Here is a 16,936-nt window from a genome sequence, read left to right as displayed (position 1 = left end):
GTGTGAGATCAGCCGGGCGCCCGGTTCGCCTGAAAATCGCGCTGCGGTCAGCGCGCAAGGCCAACGGCCGTCGAGCATGCCGCGGTACGCTTCGACCGTGGAGTTGACCTCAAAAACCGAGTCAAATGCAGCCAAATCGGTGTAGTGGCGTGTTGCCGGGTGCAGCGCGACGGTGTCAAGTGTGACAGTGTCCGAGCGGCACAACAGAGCAAGGGGTTGGCTTTCCGCGATGAAACAGTGGGACAGCAAGATTCCGTGCTTGTATTGTGCTTCAGACACCAAGCGGGACGCCGCCGGATGTGCTGCGCAGAGGAAGACGTGATCTGCCGTGCCACCAGCACAGGCGGCGAGCGCGTCGGTCAGATCGTCATGCAGTGCGATCTTGGCCGCGGTGTCTGCCGCAGAGAGCCAGGCGCGCAAAACGGTGTCGTGGTTCGTGCCCTCGGGTCCGAGCGTCGCATAAACCGCTGTTTTCCCGAACGGGGTTGGCATGGGCATAGGGTGGGGTGGGCAGTCTGACGGCGGTGCCCGTCACCGACCCGGCGGATGCCGGGCCGGTGGTCAGGCGCTGCGTACGGTGGGCAACACTGTGCACGGCATTGCCCACCGTGGCCACACCGTCAGCTCAGTTCGAAGCGATCGAGCATCATGACCTTGTCCCAGGCGGCCACGAAGTCGGCAACGAACTTGCCAGCGCCGTCACTGCAACCGTAGACCTCGGCCAGCGCCCGCAGCTGCGAATGAGACCCGAAGACCAGGTCGACGCGGGTGCCCGTGCAGGCGGTCTCGCCGCTGGCGCGGTCGACGCCGTCGAACAGGCTTTCGTCGTTCTCGTTCGCTTTCCACTCGGTTGACATGTCGAGCAGGTTGACGAAGAAGTCGTTCGACAGCGTGCCGACGTTGTCGGTGAAGACGCCGTGTGATGAGCCGTCCGCGTTGGTGCCGAGCACACGCATGCCGCCGATCAGCACGGTCATCTCCGGTGCGGTCAAGGTGAGGAGGTTCGCCTTGTCCACCAGCAACTCTTCGGCCGACACGGTGTAGCGGCCTCGCTCGTAGTTGCGGAACCCGTCGGCGATCGGCTCGAGTACGTCAAACGACTCCACGTCCGTCTGATCCTGCGTCGCGTCGGTGCGGCCCGGGGTGAACGGCACGGTCACGTCGTGTCCGCCGGCCTTGGCTGCAGCCTCGATGGCCGCACAGCCGCCGAGCACGATCAGGTCGGCGAGCGAGACGGGCTTGGCGTATGCTGCCTTCACACCGCGCAGTGCATCGAGCACCTTCGCGAGCTGAGCCGGGTTGTTCACGTCCCAGTCCTTTTGCGGTGCGAGCGCGACGCGGGCGCCGTTGGCGCCGCCGCGCTTGTCCGAACCGCGGAAAGTCGACGCCGACGCCCAGGCCGTCGAGACCAGCTCCGACACGCTGAGGCCGGTGTCCAGTATCTGCGCCTTGAGGGCGGTGATGTCGGCGGCGTCGATCAGCTCGTGGTCGACCGCCGGCACCGGATCCTGCCAGATCAGGACTTCGTCGGGCACGTCCTTGCCGAGGTAGCGCGGGCGCGGACCCATGTCGCGGTGGGTCAACTTGAACCAGGCGCGTGCGAAGGCGTCGGCGAATTCCTCGGGGTTCTCGAGGTAGCGGCGCGAGATTTTTTCGTAGGCCGGGTCGATGCGCATGGCCATGTCGGCCGTGGTCATCATCGGCCGGTGCTTGATCGACGGGTCGTGTGCGTCGGCGATCATGTCCTCGTCGGCGCAGTCGATCGGGTGCCACTGGTTGGCACCGGCCGGGCTCTTGCCGAGCTCCCACTCGTACTTGAACAACACCTCGAGGTAGCCCATGTCCCAGGTGGTGGGCTTGGGTTTCCAGGCGCCTTCGATGCCGCTGGTGGTGGTGTGGATGCCCTTGCCGCTGCCGAATTTGTTCATCCAGCCGAAGCCCTGGTCCTCGATGCTGCCGCCCTCGGGCTCGGCACCGACCAGCTCGGGGTCACCCGCACCGTGTGCCTTGCCGAAGGTGTGGCCACCAGCGACCAGCGCCACGGTTTCTTCGTCGTTCATCGCCATGCGCGCGAAGGTCTCGCGGATGTCGTGACCGGAGGCGACCGGCTCGGGGTTGCCGTCGGGGCCCTCGGGGTTCACGTAGATCAGACCCATCTGCACGGCGGCGAGTGGGCTCTCGAGGTCGCGCTCACCGGAGTAGCGGCTGTTGTCCTTGTCGGAGGTTGCAAGCCACTCGGTCTCGCTGCCCCAGTAGACGTCGTCCGGCTCCCAGACGTCCTCGCGGCCGCCGCCGAAACCGAAGATCGGACCGCCCATGGATTCGATCGCGCAGTTGCCCGCGAGGATCATCAGATCGCCCCAGGACAGGGCCGCACCGTACTTCTGCTTGATCGGCCACAAGAGGCGGCGTGCCTTGTCGAGGTTGCCGTTGTCGGGCCAGCTGTTGAGCGGGGCAAAGCGCTGCATGCCCGCGCCGGCGCCGCCGCGACCGTCACCGGTGCGGTAGGTGCCCGCGCTGTGCCACGCCATGCGGATGAAGAGCGGTCCGTAGTGGCCGTAGTCGGCTGGCCACCAGTCCTGCGAGTCGGTCATCAGGGCAACCAGATCCGCCTTCACCGCGTCGAGGTCGAGCGACTTGAACGCCTCGGCGTAGTCGAAGTCGCCGCCCATCGGATTGCCTGCATCCGGGTTGGGGTGCAGCATCTCGAGGTTCAGCTGGTTGGGCCACCAATCGCGGTTGGCGGTGCCGCCGGTGTTGGCCTTGGTCAAGGCGCCGTGGAGCACGGGGCATTTGCCCATGCTGGTCATGTCGTCTGTGCCCATTGCGGTTCCTTTCTTGTTGGGTGTCGTGTGGAGTCCAAGCCCGCGCACACGTTGACACCGACTGCTCGACGACGTGTATCGCAAGGTTGCAGCAGGACAGTGTCACACCTGATATCATCAATCCAATTGATTTTATTGTCTGTTTGAATAGATAGAATTTATTAGAAAATGGTCCCGATCACACTTCGTCAACTGGAATACGTGTGCGCCCTGGCCGACACCTTGAGCTTTGTCGACGCGGCAGACCGTTGCCATGTCAGCCAACCGACGATCACGGCCGCACTGCAGGCGCTGGAACAGCAACTGGGTCTGACTGTCTTCGAGCGCGACAAGAGGCGCGTTGTCCCGACATACGAAGGCCGGTCGGTGATCGACTATGCACGCGAGGCCGTTCGGCGCGCCGAAGACCTTGTGCAATTCGCGCACAGTTGCGCCGATCCGACCGTGGGTACGCTGACTGTCGCTGCGATACCGACCATCGCGCCGTTTTGCTTTGCCGAACTGCTGATTCGCTGTGAACGGCGATTTCCGACCCTGCACGTGTCTCTGCGGGAACAGGAGACCGACACCATGGTCAAGGCGCTTGCCCGGGGTGATGTCGATATCGGTCTGCTGGCGTTGCCCGCGGACACAGCCGGCCTGCTGACACGCCATATCGGTATCGACCAAATTCGGCTGGTCGCCCCCAGTGCACACGGCGTCTGCCAGCAGTCCCAGGTGTCCCTGAAGGGATTTGACGTCGATGAACTGGTGTGGCTCGAGGAGGGGCATTGCCTGCGAGAGCAAGGCATCAAGGCGTGCGGTATCGAGCAGGACATACCTGAGCAACTCTCGGTCAACAACCTGCTGACATTGGTGCAACTCGTCGCGTCCGGCTACGGGGCTGCGCTGGTGCCTCAGTTGGCGCTCGACGCCGATCTGATGGCCGGTATGCCGGTTACCCAGGTTGAGACCGTCGAGCAACCGGCGCGTGAAATCGTCTGGGCCTGTCGCGCTTCGCACCCCAAGGTGGATTTTCTGCTCGGTGCGTTAGCCGACGCGCTGTCTTCTGCTGTCATCGGCATCCACGAGTAGCCGCCCTCCTCGGCCGCGCAGTTGCCTGTCGGGGCGGCGCGACCGCACCGCCTGCGAAGACTTGTGGCCAGGGCGAATACCGTATACTGTATTCAAAAACGCGCTGCCCACGGGTGCGCGGGTCTGACGGGCCCCGACCGCGGCCGCAGCCCCGAATCACATCTGCACGGCGCAGGTTCGTGCTACAGGAGAACGCTATGTGTGGGGTAGTTGGCTTGTTCCTCAAGGACAAGGCTCTGGAACCGCAACTTGGCGCGTTGCTGACGGACATGCTCGTGACCATGACGGGCCGCGGGCCCGACAGCGCCGGTATCGCTGTCTACCGTGGCGCCGACGACGGCCAGGTCAAGCTGACCGTGCAGTCCGCCAACCCGGATGTCGACTTCGCAGGCCTCGCTGACACGCTCGGCGCCAGTGTCACGCGTTGCGACACCCACGCGATCATCTCGTGTGCGGCCGAGGAGGCCGACGCCGTGCGCACGCGCATCGCAGCGATACCCGCGTTGCGTCTGATGTCAACCGGCGACGCCATCGAGATCTACAAGGAGGTCGGATTGCCGGCCAAGGTGGCCGAGCGCTTCGACATCCCGTCGCTCGGCGGTACCCACGGTATCGGGCACACGCGCATGGCAACCGAGAGCGCGGTGACCACGTTGGGCGCACACCCCTTTTCAACCGGGCCGGACCAGTGCCTGGTACACAATGGCGCCTTGTCAAACCACAACTCGCTGCGACGTGACCTCGAAGACGAGGGCGTCGAGGTCATGAGTGCGTGCGACACCGAAGCGGCGGCCGCGTTCCTGACCTGGAAAATGCAGCAAGGGGCGAACCTCGGCGAGGCTCTGGAAGCCAGCCTGGACGCACTCGACGGCTGCTACACCTTTGTGGTCGGCACCAAGGAAGGTTTTGCCGTGCTGCGCGATCCGGTCGCCTGCAAACCGGCTGTCCTCGCCGAGACCGACCAGTACGTCGCGCTCGGCTCGGAGTTCCGAGCGCTGGCCAACCTGCCGGGCATCGACGACGCCCGCATCTGGGAGCCCGAACCGGCGACCGTGTACGTCTGGGAGCGCCAGGCATGACCGTCCTCGACCTGAGCGCGATCAAGCTTCGTGAGCTCAACGCCACGCTGCAAGGTGTGGAGCCCGACTCACACGCGGCCTTCGAGGTGCGCAATCCGCAAGGGGGGCACGCGATTGCCGTGGGCCTGAATGCGCCCATTGATGTGACCATCAACGGCTCGACGGGCTACTACTGCGCCGGCATGAATCAGCTCGCGACCGTGCGCGTCACCGGGTCCGCTGGCCCCGGCGTCGCGCAGAACATGATGTCCGGCAAGGTGATCGTCGACGGCGACGCCAGCCAGTACGCCGGTGCAACCTCGCGTGGGGGCATCCTCGTGATCAAGGGCAACGCCACGAGCCGGTGTGCGATTCAGATCAAGGGTGGCGACGTGGTCGTTCACGGTGACATCGGCCACATGTCGGCCTACATGGCGCAGTCGGGCAGCCTGGTGGTGCTCGGCGACGCCGGCGCCGACCTCGGTGACAGCATCTACGAGAGCCACCTGTTTGTGCGCGGCTCGGTCAAGTCCCTGGGCGCGGATTGCGTCGAAAAGGAGATGCGGCCGGAGCACGTCGAGCATCTCAGCCGATTGCTGCACGAAGCCGAGGCGGACGCGAAACCCGAAGAATTCCGGCGTTACGGATCGGCCCGCACGCTCTACCACTTTGAAGTCGACAACGCGGGACCCTACTGATGGACCACACACCACGGACGCACCCGGTCAAGCCCTGGACGTTTGACGATTACATCAATTCCTACATCCGGCGTGCCGCCGCGACCGGCGTATACGACATCCGCGGCGGCGGTGCCAAGCGACGCATACCGCATTTCGATGATCTGCTGTTTCTGGGTTCCGCGTTGACGCGCTTCCCGTTCGAAGGTGCACGCGAAGCCTGCGACACGGCCGTGACGCTGGGCTCGCTGAACGCCGAGAACCCGATTCAACTCGATATCCCGATCACCATTGCCGGCATGAGTTTCGGCGCGCTCTCCGGCCCGGCGAAAGAGGCCCTCGGCCGCGGCGCCAACCTCGCCGGCACCTCGACCACCACCGGGGACGGTGGCATGACCCCCGAGGAGCGCGGTCACTCGAACAAGCTGGTCTACCAGTACTTGCCGTCGCGCTACGGCATGAACCCCGATGACCTGCGCAAGGCGGACGCAATCGAGATTGTCATGGGCCAGGGCGCCAAGCCGGGTGCGGGCGGCATCCTGCTGGGACAGAAGGTCAGCGACCGCGTGGCGGACATGCGCAACCTGCCCAAGGGCATCGACCAGCGCTCCGGCGTGCGGCACCCCGACTGCAGCGGCGCCGATGAGCTGGAGATCAAGACCCTCGAGCTGCGTGAGATCACCGGCTGGAAAGTGCCGATCTACATCAAGGTCGGCGGGTCACGTCCGTATTACGACACGGCATTGGCGGTGAAAGGCGGTGCCGATGTGGTCGTTATCGACGGCATGCAAGGTGGCACGGCAGCCTCGCAAGAGGTGTTCATCGAGCACGTCGGCTTGCCCACACTCGCGTGCATCCGGCCCGCGGTGCAGGCGCTGCGAGACCTTGGCGTGTACCGCAAGGTGCAATTGGTGATCTCCGGTGGTATCCGCACAGGTGCGGACGTTGCCAAGGCACTTGCGCTTGGTGCGGATTGCGTGTCCATCGGCACGGCAGCGTTGATCGCGTTAGGTGACAACAACCCGGCACTCGAAGCGGAATACAACGAGCTTGGAACCACCGCCGGCGCCTACGACGACTGGCACGAGGGGCAGGACCCGGCGGGCATCCTGACCCAGGACCCGGAGCTGCAGTCGCGGCTCGACCCGGTGTTGGGCGGGCGGCGGCTGGCCAACTATCTGCGCGTCATGACCATGGAGGCACAATCCATCGCGCGCGCCTGTGGCAAAACCAGCTTGCGCAGCCTCGAACCCGAGGATCTCGTTGCCTTGACCGCCGAGGCGGCCGACATGGCGGGCGTGCCGACCGTGGGCCAGAGCTGGGTGCCCGGCAGCGCCAAAGACCTCTAGGCTGGCGAGCTTCTCGCCGTCGCAGCGGCGCTCGCCGCCGGCGCGTGGGGTCGCTGGCGCAATCAGGGCTCAACCCAGATGTTGCGTCGGCCTGTTGCGCGTGACAGGGCAGCACGGACGGGCGCTGCACGGCGTGAGCACAGCTGCCCCAGCGACGCGGTCCTGCACTACTGCCAGATGGCCCTCGCGCGTGCGATCGCCGCGCGCACCTCATCCGGCGCCGTGCCTCCGTAGCTGGTCCGGCTGCCGAGTGAGGTGTGCACGCGCAACGCGTCATAGATCGACTCGTCGATGCCCTGGTTCAGGCTTTGCAACTGCGTGAGGCTCAGCTCATGCAGCTCGATGCCGGCCTCTTCGGCCAGGGCGACGGCGCGGCCGGTAACGTGGTGCGCGTCGCGAAACGGCAGGTCGAGCTCGCGCACCAGGAAATCCGCGAGGTCGGTAGCGGTCGGGAAGCCGCGTGTCAGAAAGGCCTGCATGCGGTCGGGGTTCGGCTGCATGTCCTCGACCAGGCCGGTCATGACCTGCACGCAGAGGTCGATGTTGTCCGCCGCCCGAAACAACGGCTCCTTGTCTTCCTGCATGTCCTTCATGTAGGTCAGCGGCAGGCCTTTCATGACGATCAGCATCTGATTGAGCGCACCGATCACGGTGCCGGGCTTGGCACGCAACAGCTCGGCGGCGTCGGGATTCTTCTTCTGCGGCATGATCGAGCTGCCGGTGGTGAAGGCGTCGCTCAGCTCGACGAACTTGAACCCGTCGGAATTCCAGATTGTCACTTCTTCGGCAAAGCGCGAGATGTGCACCGCGAGCATCGAGACCGAGAACAGGTACTCGGCTACGTGGTCGCGGGCGGACACGCTGTCCATCGAGTTCTCGGTCGGTGCGCTGAAGCCGAGCGCATCCGACGTGAACTGACGGTCGATGGGAAAGGGGGTGCCGGCGAGCGCGGCCGCACCGAGCGGACACTGGTTCAACCGGCGGCGACAGTCCTGCAGACGGCCATGGTCGCGCCCGAACATCGCGACGTAGGCCATCAGGTGGTGGCCGAAGGTCACGGGCTGCGCCACTTGCAGGTGGGTGAAGCCCGGCATGACGGTGTCGGCGGTGCTGTCGGCTTTTTCGATCAGGGCGCGTATCAGGCCCACCAGGCGCGCACTCAGGCCATCGATTTCGTCGCGCATCCACAGCCGCAGGTCGGTCACGGTCTGGTCGTTGCGTGAGCGCGCGGTGTGCAGTCGGCCGGCTGCCGGTCCGATCTTCTCGCGCAGCAGCGACTCCACGTTCATGTGGATGTCTTCGAGCTCCACCGAGAAGCGCACCAGGCCTGCGTCGATGTCGGTGCGAATCTCCTCGAGGCCCTGACAGATGGCAGTGCAGTCACTCTCCGAGATGATGCCCTGGCGCGCCAGCATGGTGGCGTGGACCTGACTCGCCGCAATGTCCTGGCGGTACATGCGCTGATCGACGTCGATTGATGCGTTGATCTGTTGCATGAGTTCGGATGGGGATTGGCTGAAACGGCCACCCCACATGGCGTTGGCATTCGAGTCGGACATGTCGGTTCCGGTGCGCAGACGAAAAGGCACGATGGTAGCACGCAGGCCCGGTCGGTCTGATCGTGATACGTGGCCGCGGTGGACCGGCAGAGACGTGTGGCGTCCCTGTGCGGACGAGACCGCACACCGGCCGCCGTTGGCGCTGTGTGTCAGTCTTCGAGCGCGAGGATGATGCGGCGGTTCTGGCGGCCTTTCTTTTCGATTTTCTGCACGCGGATCGGCCCGATTTCGCCCGTCCGAGCGACGTGCGTGCCGCCACAGGGTTGCAAGTCGATACCGGCAAACTCGACCAGTCGAATCCGGCCGCTGCCGCGCGGCGGCTTGACCGACAGCGTGCGGACCAACTCGGGTTGAGCGTCGAGCTCGGCGTCGGTGATCCAGCGCGTGCTCATGCCAGCGTCCTGGCCGATCACGGCTTGCAATTTCTCGTTGACTTCAGCTTTGTCGATCGGGTCGGGCAGGTCGAAGTCGAGGCGTGCGCGGTCCGTCTGGATCGAGCCGCCGGTCACCGGCGCCGGCACGATGGCACAGAGCATGTGCAACGCGCTGTGCAAGCGCATGATGCGGTGACGACGCGCCCAGTCGATCTGCAACGCAGCGGCGTCGCCCACGGCGGGTGCGGTGTCGCCGTCGAGTTGGTGCCAGATGCCGTCGGCGTCGCGTACGGTGCCTGTCACGGAGTAGACCGTACCCCCTGCGCTCAAGGTGCCGGTGTCGCCCGGTTGGCCACCGCCGGTCGCAAAAAACACCGTCTCAACTGTCCGGACCCCGCGTTCGTCGACCGCGGTCACGTGGGTATCTGCCTGTTGCAGGTAACTGTCTTCGCGGAAGAGTTCGGTCATGGCTGCGGGTCTGTCGGGTACTCGAATTCGGGATCGGTTGGCACTTGCAGGGCAGTGACCAGCTAGTTGGTCATGCCGGCGAGCCCGATGATCTGCAGCAGCTCGCCGTGTTCGGCGTCAGTCATGCCTTTGGCACGGGCCGCGGCGGTGTGTGAGTGCACGCAGTAGCCGCAGCCGTTTGCCGCCGAGACGGCGATATAGATCATCTCGCGGGTCTTGGGGTCGAGTGCACCGGGTGCCGCCATGACCGCCTTCAGCCCGTACCAGTTGCGGTTCAGCGCATCCGGGTCGAAGGCGAGGGCGCGCCAGATGTTGTTGATGAAGTCGCTGTTGCGGGTGGCGCGGATGTCATCGAACACGGCCTTCACGGCCGGGATCCGATCGGCTTCGGCGTCGCTCATCAGGGGGACTGTGGCCATGCGCTGCGGGTCCTCGGGTCAGCTGTGCGACCAGGCCCAGTAGAGCTCACGCGCCCGACGGGCGAGCGGTCCGTACTGCAGGTCGCGGTCTTCAAAGCGAGTGACCGGCACCACCTTTGAGATGTTGCCGGTTGAGAAGATCTCTTCGGCCTCGTGAAAGTCGGCTGTGCTGAGGTTGGTCTCGTGCACTGTGATGCCGGCCTCGCGCATCAGGCCGATCACCCGTTGCCGCGTGATGCCGTTGAGGAACGTGCCGTTGGTCTGCGGCGTGAAGACTTCGCCGCCGCGCGCCATGAACACGTTCGAGGTGGCGAGCTCGGCCACGTTGCCGTTGGCGTCGAGCACGAGTGCGTTGTTGAACCCGCGCGAGACCGCTTCGCGCACCATGCGGGCGTTGTTGGCGTAGAGGCAGGCCGCCTTGGCGTTGACCGGCATGACCTCCATGGTCGGCCGGCGGTACGGACTCAGGCTGATGCTCATGCCGGTCGGCTCGGCCATCGGCCGCGCCTCAAGGCAGAGCGCAAACGCGGTGGAATCCGGGTCTGGCGGCAGCATGCCGACGCCGTGGTCCTCGGCCCAGTACATCGGTTTGATGTACACCGCCGTGTCGGTATCGAACTTTTTCAGCCCGTCCTTCGCCAGGGTCGCGATGGCGTTGGCGTCCAGACAGGGTTTCAGATCAAGCGCCTGCGCCGAGGCGTTCACGCGCTCGGCGTGTCGGTCGAGGTCGGGCGTGACGCCCTCGAACAGACGTGCGCCGTCGAACACCAGCGAGCCGAGCCAGGTGGCGTGCGAGGTGGCGCCGAGGATGCGGAGGTCGCCGGCGTGCCAGTCGCCGTTCCAGTAGGTCCAGGTTTCTTTCGTCATGCTGTGCAGCTCGCCAGGGTGCCGCTCACGAGGGCGTCCCGGCCATTGTCACACACAACGCGTCCGACATAGGGAGCGGACGCGACCGCCGCGCCGCGTCAGACGGCTTCGGTACCGCGGCAGAGGCTGCCCCGGTCCGACGCGCATCGAAGCCGACACGGACGTGCGAGCGATGCACCACCTCGATGTCCGGGGTGAAAACGAACGCGCGTGGCAGTTGCCTTTGCGCTGCAAGGGTTGCCCGGACCGGATCGGCGAGACCGCGGTGGCCGCAGGCGCCCTGACACTCGAGCGCGATGTGACGCCTGTCGACATGACCCGCTACCAGCCCCACCAGAGGCGTGGGACAGTCGCGGTCCACGACCCGCTGTTGGGGCTCGGCAACGCAGGGCGGTTGCTGCCACGCGCGGCGCGGTTGCGCCTGGCCGAGCTGGCGGCAGATCGCCCTGAGGCGGAGCGTGTACGGCAACGCGAGGGCACCCGGGACTGCGTCACGGCGGGCAGGGCAAGCGAGCCAACGCCGAGAGCCCGACGCCGGTGATGGATGTGCCAGTGCATCTGCTGTGGCCGATCGCGACCGAGGCTCAGTTCGCGCGGGTGTCGAGCCGGTAGAACGCCGACGCAACCGTCTCGAGCACGGCGCGGCAGGCCTCGTCGCCGGCCTCGCCTGCCACGCTGACGACGTCGTCCAACACGGCGTCGTACGGGCGGGCGAGTTTCTCGACCGGGTAGTTGCTGCCGAACATCAGTCGGTCCGGGCCAAACACCTCGAAGAGCGTGTCGAGCACCGCGCGCGCGGTGTTTCGTGTCCAACCGGGGTTGTACATGCCGAGGCCGCTGATCTTCATTCGGCACTGCGGCAGCGCGGCCAGCGCCCGGATGCCGTCCCGCCAGCGTTCGAGGCCCGCCGCGCTCTGGTCCCAGGGGCAGCCGCAGTGGTCGATCGCCACCGGGACCGTCGGGTGGGTCGCCAGGAAGTCGGCGAAGCGTGGCATCTGTTCGGGGTAGGCTTGCAGGTCGAAACTGAGCCCGCGCTCATCGAGCAGCGAAAAACGGTCTCGCCACCCGGCGTCGTCGAGCAGTTCACGCGGGCTGAAACTGATGTCGGGGCGGGTTGGCACGTGCGCGACGATCTGGCGCACGCCACGGAACGCCGGTGAGGCTGCATGCGCGTCCAACACACGCTCCGCGTCACGCGAACTCAGGTTGACGAAACCGACGACCGCCATCGGCAGGCGCTGTTGGTTGGCCAGCGCCTGCACGTAGCGGGTCTCGGCCACCGGGTCCGGGATTGCGCCGTCCGCCTGGACGTGCACCGAGGCGACCAGTGTCTGCCGGGACTCGTTCTGGAATTCGTCGATACCGTAGTCGCGCTGAATCGGTGTGGGGTCGCCAAAGGGCTTGGGCGCGCCGATGTCCCGCAACCAGACATAGCCGACGTCGGGGTCTGCGCTCACGGGGTTCCAGAGGTGGTGGTGGGCGTCGACGAAGCGCACGGTGTCCTCGGTCATGGCGGTGACGGGCTCCCAAAAGCGGGAACCATGGCGGATTTTGCATACGTATTCAATCCCCCCTGAGTCGTGTATAGTCTCGCGATATCGATCGTGAGGTTGACGTGGATGGCTTCGGTAACACTCAGTAACGTGTGCAAACGCTGGGGTGACTTCGTCGGAGTCGACGATTTCAACCTCGATGTGGCAGACCGCGAGTTTCTCGTCCTGCTCGGGCCGTCAGGTTGCGGCAAGACCACCACGATGCGCATGGTCGCGGGACTCGAGGATGCGACCAGCGGCGACATCCACATCGGCGAGCGACGGGTCAACAAACTCGAGCCGAAGGACCGGGACGTCGCGATGGTGTTTCAGTCCTACGGGCTGTACCCGAACATGAACGTCTACGAGAACATCCGCTTCCCGTTGAAGGTGCGCAAGGTCGACGCGAACTCGCACGACCAGCGCGTGCGCCGGGCGTCGGCGATGGTCGAACTCGACGAGTTCCTGCACCGCAAGCCGGCTGAACTGTCGGGCGGGCAGCGTCAGCGCGTGGCCTTAGCGCGGGCGATCGTGCGCGAACCCAACGTCTTTCTCATGGACGAGCCGCTCTCGAACCTCGACGCCAAGCTGCGCGTGTCGACGCGCGCGCAAATCAAGAACCTCAGCCACGAGCTCGCTGTCACGACGATCTACGTCACCCACGACCAGATCGAGGCGATGACGCTCGCCGACCGCGTCGTGGTCATGAACAAGGGCATCATCCAGCAGGTTGGCAGCCCGACCGACATCTACGACCATCCGGCCAACACCTTCGTCGCGGGTTTCATCGGCTCACCGGCGATGAACCTGCTCGACGGTGACGTTGCGGACGGCGAGTTCCGCGCTGAAGGCTGCCGCTTCTCCGGGGTGAAGGTGCCCGGTGGCCGTGCCACGCTGGGCTTTCGTGCCGAGGACGCCCGGATTGTGTCGCCGGGCGAGGGTGAGATCGAAGCGCCGGTGTACGCCATGGAGCTGCTCGGTGACGCCACGATGATCACCGTGCGTATCAACGGTCAACTGCTCGCCGTGAAGGCAGCCAAGGATTTTCGAATCGACATCGGGCAGGGCGTCGGCATTGCGGTGCCGGACGCGAGTCGACACTGGTTCGATGCAACGAGCGGGGAGCGCGTGCCCGCGTCGTGAGGGATTCGCTGCCCGGCGACGGGCGGCACAACACGGGATCTCTGGCTGCGGCCAGCAACCCATTTTTCGCCAAAGAGGAAGTGACTATGTCAGTCAAACGCATTGCTGCAGGGGCTCTGACGCTCGCAGCCAGCATGACAACGGCCTACGCCTGCGAAATCGGCGCGCGCGTGAGCATTGTCGGAAACGAGTTCCCCGCCATCCAGACCGTCGGTGCCGGCGCGCAGGAGTGCGCGGGTGCCGAGGTCAAGACCAACCTGACCGCGGACCACCAGAAGATCAACGTGCCCGGCATGCAGGGCAACCCGGCCGAGTTCACCAGCGCAATCGTCGCCAACTCGTCCATCGTGGCGCTGATGAACGAGGACGTCATCCGTCCGCTCGACGACCTCGTGGCCAAACACGGCCAGGGCCTGAAGAAGAACCAGCTCATCACCGTCAACGGCCAGGTCATGGCCGTGGCGTTCATGGCGAACGCGCAGCACCTGGTGTACCGCAGCGACGTGCTCGAGCAGATCGGTGTCGAGCCGCCGTCCACCTACGAGGACATGCTCGCCGCAGCCAAGATGATCCGGGACAAGGGCATCATGCAGAACCCGGTCGGCGGTGCATACAAGGCGGGCTGGAACCTTGCGCAGGAATTCAACAACATGTTCCTGGGTTTCGGCGGCACGCACTTTGAATCCGGCAGTGCAACCCCGAGTGTCAACTCCGAAGCGGGCGTCAAGACCCTCGAGATGATGAAGGCCCTGTCCGAGTACATGAACCCGGATTTCCTCACCCACGACTCCAATGCCACCAACGCGGAATACCGCGCGGGCAATGTCGCGCTCATGAACATGTGGGGCTCGCGCGCAGCGACCCTGGTTGAGGCGGAAGGTGTTCCGCAAGAGGTTGTGGACGGCTTTGCCATCGCAGGCCCGATGACGGTCGGCGGCGGCAGCACACCCGCGTCCACCTTGTGGTGGGACGGCTGGACCGTGTCCAAGAACATCAGCGACGAAGAAGCCGAGGCGACCTTCATCTCCCTGACCCACGCGATTCGGCCTGACATGCTCAACGACGACACCATGTCGCTTGCGGTCTGGTTGATCGACGGTTACGAGCCGACTGATGCGGCCAAAGGCGTGTTCGCAGCGGCCCAGGCCAGCACCATCCCGTACCCGATGCTCCCGTACATGGGCCTGATGCACACTGCGCTCGGCGCGGAGCTCAGTGACTTCATGCAGGGCAAGGAAAGCGCGGAACAGGCGTTGGCGGACGTCGAAGCGGCGTACACCGCGGCGGCGAAGGAAAAAGGCTACCTGTAACAGGGTCGGTCTGATCCGACTGCCGCGACAGCGCTCGGGGTGCGCCCAGCACCCCGGGCCTGTCTTCTCTCAATCTCCTTCTCGGCGTGACACGCGATGCGACACAGTACCTTTGCTGCGTTTTTTGCCCCGACCGGTCTGGCAATGTTGTTGTTCATTGCGCTGCCCATCGTGTCGGTGGTCGTCCAGTCGTTGCATACACCACACGATGCGGTGCTGGTCTCCGTCGAGAACTGCGGTCCGTTCGGGTGTACGCAGGAGACCACGATCGACCAGGACGCGACCGCAGCCCTGCGTGATGCCGAACCGCTCGGCAAGTTCGTGGGTCTCGACATCTACATGGACCGCGGTCACTTTGCGGTGCAAGAGGTCGCAACGGCATGGACGGACCGTTTGGACCTGGGCGATTTCTTTGGCAAGCTCAACAACCTGCCGTTCTACCGTGCAATGGCTTTCACGCTGACGTTCACCGCGATCGTCACGCCACTGGTGATCGCGTTGGGCTTGGTGATCGCGTTGTCGATCAATGCGCTGCACCAGCGCTACAAGGGCGTTGCGATCTTCATTTCGCTGTTGCCTTTTGTCGTGACACCGCTGATCGGCTCTCTGGTGTTGTTCTGGATGCTCGACAGCCGAGGCATCCTCGGCAACGCGCTGCAGTGGGTGCTCGAAGACCCGGATTTCTCACTGAAGGTCTCCACTGGCCACACCTGGATGATGTTGATCACGTACGGCATCTGGCACGGCGCGCCGTTTGCGTTTGTGGTGTTGTACGCGGGCTTGCAAACGCTGCCGAAAGACCAGCTCGAAAGTGCCATGATCGACGGCGCCTCGCGGTGGGAGCAGGTGCGCTACGTCGTTGTGCCGCACCTGATGCCGTTGATCACCTTTGTGACCTTGATGCAGGTCATGGACAACTTCCGGGTGTTCGAACCCATCGTCGGGTTCAGCGCGGAGGCGCACGCGACCACGCTGTCGTGGATCATCTACAACGACCTCGGCGGTGAAACACGCCAGCTCTCCGCGGCGGCGACCACGTCGGTCATTACCATCATCGGGGTTGCCATACTGTTGTCACCGGTGCTCGTGCGCTCCTGGCGCGATTTTCAGGAGAAACACTGATGGCCACGTCTGCCGCTGACCGCCGCTCCCCGCTTTCGTGGTTCCTGCTGCGTGGGACAGTCATCCTCTGGCTGTTCATCGCGATCTTCCCGTTTTTCTGGACGGCGTGGGGCTCTTTCAAGGTGGAGCTCGATTTCTTCTCGATCGCCAACTGGATGGACGCGATCACCGGGCCGCGCACAGAGGCCACACACGGCTCACCGTTCACCGGTGCGGGTTACCACGGCGCCTGGGTGGAAGAGGGCTTCTGGCGCGCGGCGATGAACACCGCGATAGTCTGCTTTTTCACCGTGTGCATTTCGCTCACCATCGGTACCCTGGGCGGCTATGCGCTGTCCCGCTCGGGGTTTCGTTACGCGTTCTGGTTGCTGATTGCCGCGCTGATTTTCCGCGCGATGCCGCCGATCACGCTCGTCTCGGGCTACCTGCTGCCGTTTTACGAGTGGAACCTTTGGGGGCGGTTGTCGACCACAGTGGTCGTGCTGGTGGCGATCAACCAGCCGTTCACGCTCTGGATGCTGCACAGTTTCTTCCAGAAAATCCCGAAGGAACTGGACGAGAGCGCCAAGGTCGACGGCTGCACACAATTTCAGGCGTTTCGCCACGTGATCATCCCGGTGATGTGGCCTGGTGTGATCACCACGGGGCTGTTCAGCTTTCTGCTGGCCTACAACGATTTTGCGGTCACCGCGATGTTGCTCGAGAGTGAGAACCGCACCATGGTGCCGCAGATCGCGGCGTTCCTCGGCACGACCTACACCGAGGGCCAGATCATGTTTGCCGTGGCAGCCAGTGTCTCGGCGATGGTGCCGCTTTTCTTCCTGGTGATGTTTTTCCAACGGCAGATCGTCAGCGGCCTGACTGCCGGAGCTGTGAAAGGGTGAAGAGCGGTATTGCGAAGCACCATGAGACGTGCCGGTGGCACGTCGCAAGCGATGAACGCGTGAAGCGTTGCTTCGCGCCGGGTGGCGGCCCCATTCAACGGCGAGGCCGAGCCGGACTTGCGAAGCACCATGAGACGTGCCGGTGGCACGTCTCAGGCGATGAACGCGGGAAACGGTGCTTCCCGCCGGAGACATGGCGTATCCGCAGCACGCAGTCGGTTCAAACGGCAGGCGTGCGGATGCGCGAGGGTCTGTCTGCGCTGTGTGGACCCGTG

The 16,936-nt window shown here is 64.8% G+C and carries 16 protein-coding genes; 9 read left to right on the top strand and 7 right to left on the bottom strand.

Features of this window, described 5'->3' with window-relative positions; translation table 11 throughout:
- A partial coding sequence (locus tag AAGA11_11820) for a hypothetical protein (protein ID MEM9603544.1) occupies positions 1 to 498 on the bottom strand: 498 nt, incomplete at its 3' end.
- Positions 499 to 620: 122 nt separating this feature from the next.
- On the bottom strand, positions 621 to 2,810 hold the full coding sequence (gene katG, locus AAGA11_11815; protein MEM9603543.1) for a catalase/peroxidase HPI: 2,190 nt from the start codon (positions 2,808 to 2,810) through the stop codon (positions 621 to 623).
- A gap of 183 nt (positions 2,811 to 2,993) precedes the next feature.
- On the opposite strand from katG, the gene AAGA11_11810 reads away from it, so the two are divergent.
- The 4 genes from AAGA11_11810 to AAGA11_11795 all read left to right on the top strand — a co-directional run bounded on the left by AAGA11_11810 (position 2,994) and on the right by AAGA11_11795 (position 6,983).
- On the top strand, positions 2,994 to 3,899 hold the full coding sequence (locus AAGA11_11810) for a LysR substrate-binding domain-containing protein (protein MEM9603542.1): 906 nt from the start codon (positions 2,994 to 2,996) through the stop codon (positions 3,897 to 3,899).
- Positions 3,900 to 4,096: 197 nt separating this feature from the next.
- The gene (locus AAGA11_11805; protein ID MEM9603541.1) at positions 4,097 to 4,978 is read left to right on the top strand and encodes a glutamine amidotransferase family protein; all 882 of its coding nucleotides are present in this window, start codon (positions 4,097 to 4,099) and stop codon (positions 4,976 to 4,978) included.
- Positions 4,975 to 5,655, top strand: coding sequence for a protein GlxC (locus AAGA11_11800; GenBank protein ID MEM9603540.1), 681 nt, complete (start codon positions 4,975 to 4,977; stop codon positions 5,653 to 5,655). The genes AAGA11_11805 and AAGA11_11800 overlap by 4 nt, the downstream gene beginning before the upstream one ends.
- Positions 5,655 to 6,983 (top strand): FMN-binding glutamate synthase family protein, encoded by a 1,329-nt coding sequence (locus AAGA11_11795; GenBank protein MEM9603539.1) that lies wholly within the window; start codon positions 5,655 to 5,657, stop codon positions 6,981 to 6,983. The genes AAGA11_11800 and AAGA11_11795 overlap by 1 nt, the downstream gene beginning before the upstream one ends.
- Before the next feature lie 167 nt (positions 6,984 to 7,150).
- Here AAGA11_11795 and argH read toward each other — a convergent pair whose 3' ends face one another.
- The 4 genes from argH to AAGA11_11775 all read right to left on the bottom strand — a co-directional run bounded on the left by argH (position 7,151) and on the right by AAGA11_11775 (position 10,670).
- Positions 7,151 to 8,542, bottom strand: coding sequence for an argininosuccinate lyase (argH, locus tag AAGA11_11790; protein ID MEM9603538.1), 1,392 nt, complete (start codon positions 8,540 to 8,542; stop codon positions 7,151 to 7,153).
- 149 nt (positions 8,543 to 8,691) lie between these two features.
- A complete protein-coding gene (locus tag AAGA11_11785; GenBank protein MEM9603537.1) occupies positions 8,692 to 9,384 on the bottom strand; it encodes an alanyl-tRNA editing protein in 693 nt (230 codons plus the stop codon).
- A 62-nt stretch (positions 9,385 to 9,446) separates the two neighbouring features.
- Positions 9,447 to 9,803 (bottom strand): carboxymuconolactone decarboxylase family protein, encoded by a 357-nt coding sequence (locus AAGA11_11780; protein ID MEM9603536.1) that lies wholly within the window; start codon positions 9,801 to 9,803, stop codon positions 9,447 to 9,449.
- Between the two features lie 18 nt (positions 9,804 to 9,821).
- The gene (locus AAGA11_11775; GenBank protein ID MEM9603535.1) at positions 9,822 to 10,670 is read right to left on the bottom strand and encodes a branched-chain amino acid aminotransferase; all 849 of its coding nucleotides are present in this window, start codon (positions 10,668 to 10,670) and stop codon (positions 9,822 to 9,824) included.
- A gap of 172 nt (positions 10,671 to 10,842) precedes the next feature.
- On the opposite strand from AAGA11_11775, the gene AAGA11_11770 reads away from it, so the two are divergent.
- The gene (locus tag AAGA11_11770; GenBank protein MEM9603534.1) at positions 10,843 to 11,211 is read left to right on the top strand and encodes a hypothetical protein; all 369 of its coding nucleotides are present in this window, start codon (positions 10,843 to 10,845) and stop codon (positions 11,209 to 11,211) included.
- 43 nt (positions 11,212 to 11,254) lie between these two features.
- On the opposite strand, the gene AAGA11_11765 is transcribed toward AAGA11_11770, so the two are convergent.
- The gene (locus AAGA11_11765) at positions 11,255 to 12,181 is read right to left on the bottom strand and encodes an amidohydrolase family protein (GenBank protein ID MEM9603533.1); all 927 of its coding nucleotides are present in this window, start codon (positions 12,179 to 12,181) and stop codon (positions 11,255 to 11,257) included.
- A gap of 108 nt (positions 12,182 to 12,289) precedes the next feature.
- Between AAGA11_11765 and ugpC the strand changes: the two genes are divergently transcribed.
- The 4 genes from ugpC to AAGA11_11745 all read left to right on the top strand — a co-directional run bounded on the left by ugpC (position 12,290) and on the right by AAGA11_11745 (position 16,661).
- Positions 12,290 to 13,345 (top strand): sn-glycerol-3-phosphate ABC transporter ATP-binding protein UgpC, encoded by a 1,056-nt coding sequence (ugpC, locus tag AAGA11_11760; GenBank protein ID MEM9603532.1) that lies wholly within the window; start codon positions 12,290 to 12,292, stop codon positions 13,343 to 13,345.
- An 86-nt stretch (positions 13,346 to 13,431) separates the two neighbouring features.
- Positions 13,432 to 14,655: an extracellular solute-binding protein gene (locus tag AAGA11_11755; protein MEM9603531.1), complete on the top strand. Its 1,224-nt coding sequence runs from the start codon at positions 13,432 to 13,434 to the stop codon at positions 14,653 to 14,655.
- A gap of 96 nt (positions 14,656 to 14,751) precedes the next feature.
- Positions 14,752 to 15,777, top strand: a complete 1,026-nt coding sequence (locus AAGA11_11750; GenBank protein ID MEM9603530.1) for a sugar ABC transporter permease — start codon at positions 14,752 to 14,754, stop codon at positions 15,775 to 15,777.
- The gene (locus tag AAGA11_11745; protein ID MEM9603529.1) at positions 15,777 to 16,661 is read left to right on the top strand and encodes a carbohydrate ABC transporter permease; all 885 of its coding nucleotides are present in this window, start codon (positions 15,777 to 15,779) and stop codon (positions 16,659 to 16,661) included. The genes AAGA11_11750 and AAGA11_11745 overlap by 1 nt, the downstream gene beginning before the upstream one ends.
- Positions 16,662 to 16,936: the final 275 nt, after the last annotated feature.

The sequence above is a fragment of the Pseudomonadota bacterium genome, assembly GCA_039196715.1.
GTDB lineage: Bacteria > Pseudomonadota > Gammaproteobacteria > CALCKW01 > CALCKW01 > CALCKW01.
The sequence above is the reverse complement of the archived record's forward strand: the minus strand, read 5'-3'. Positions and strand labels throughout refer to the sequence as shown.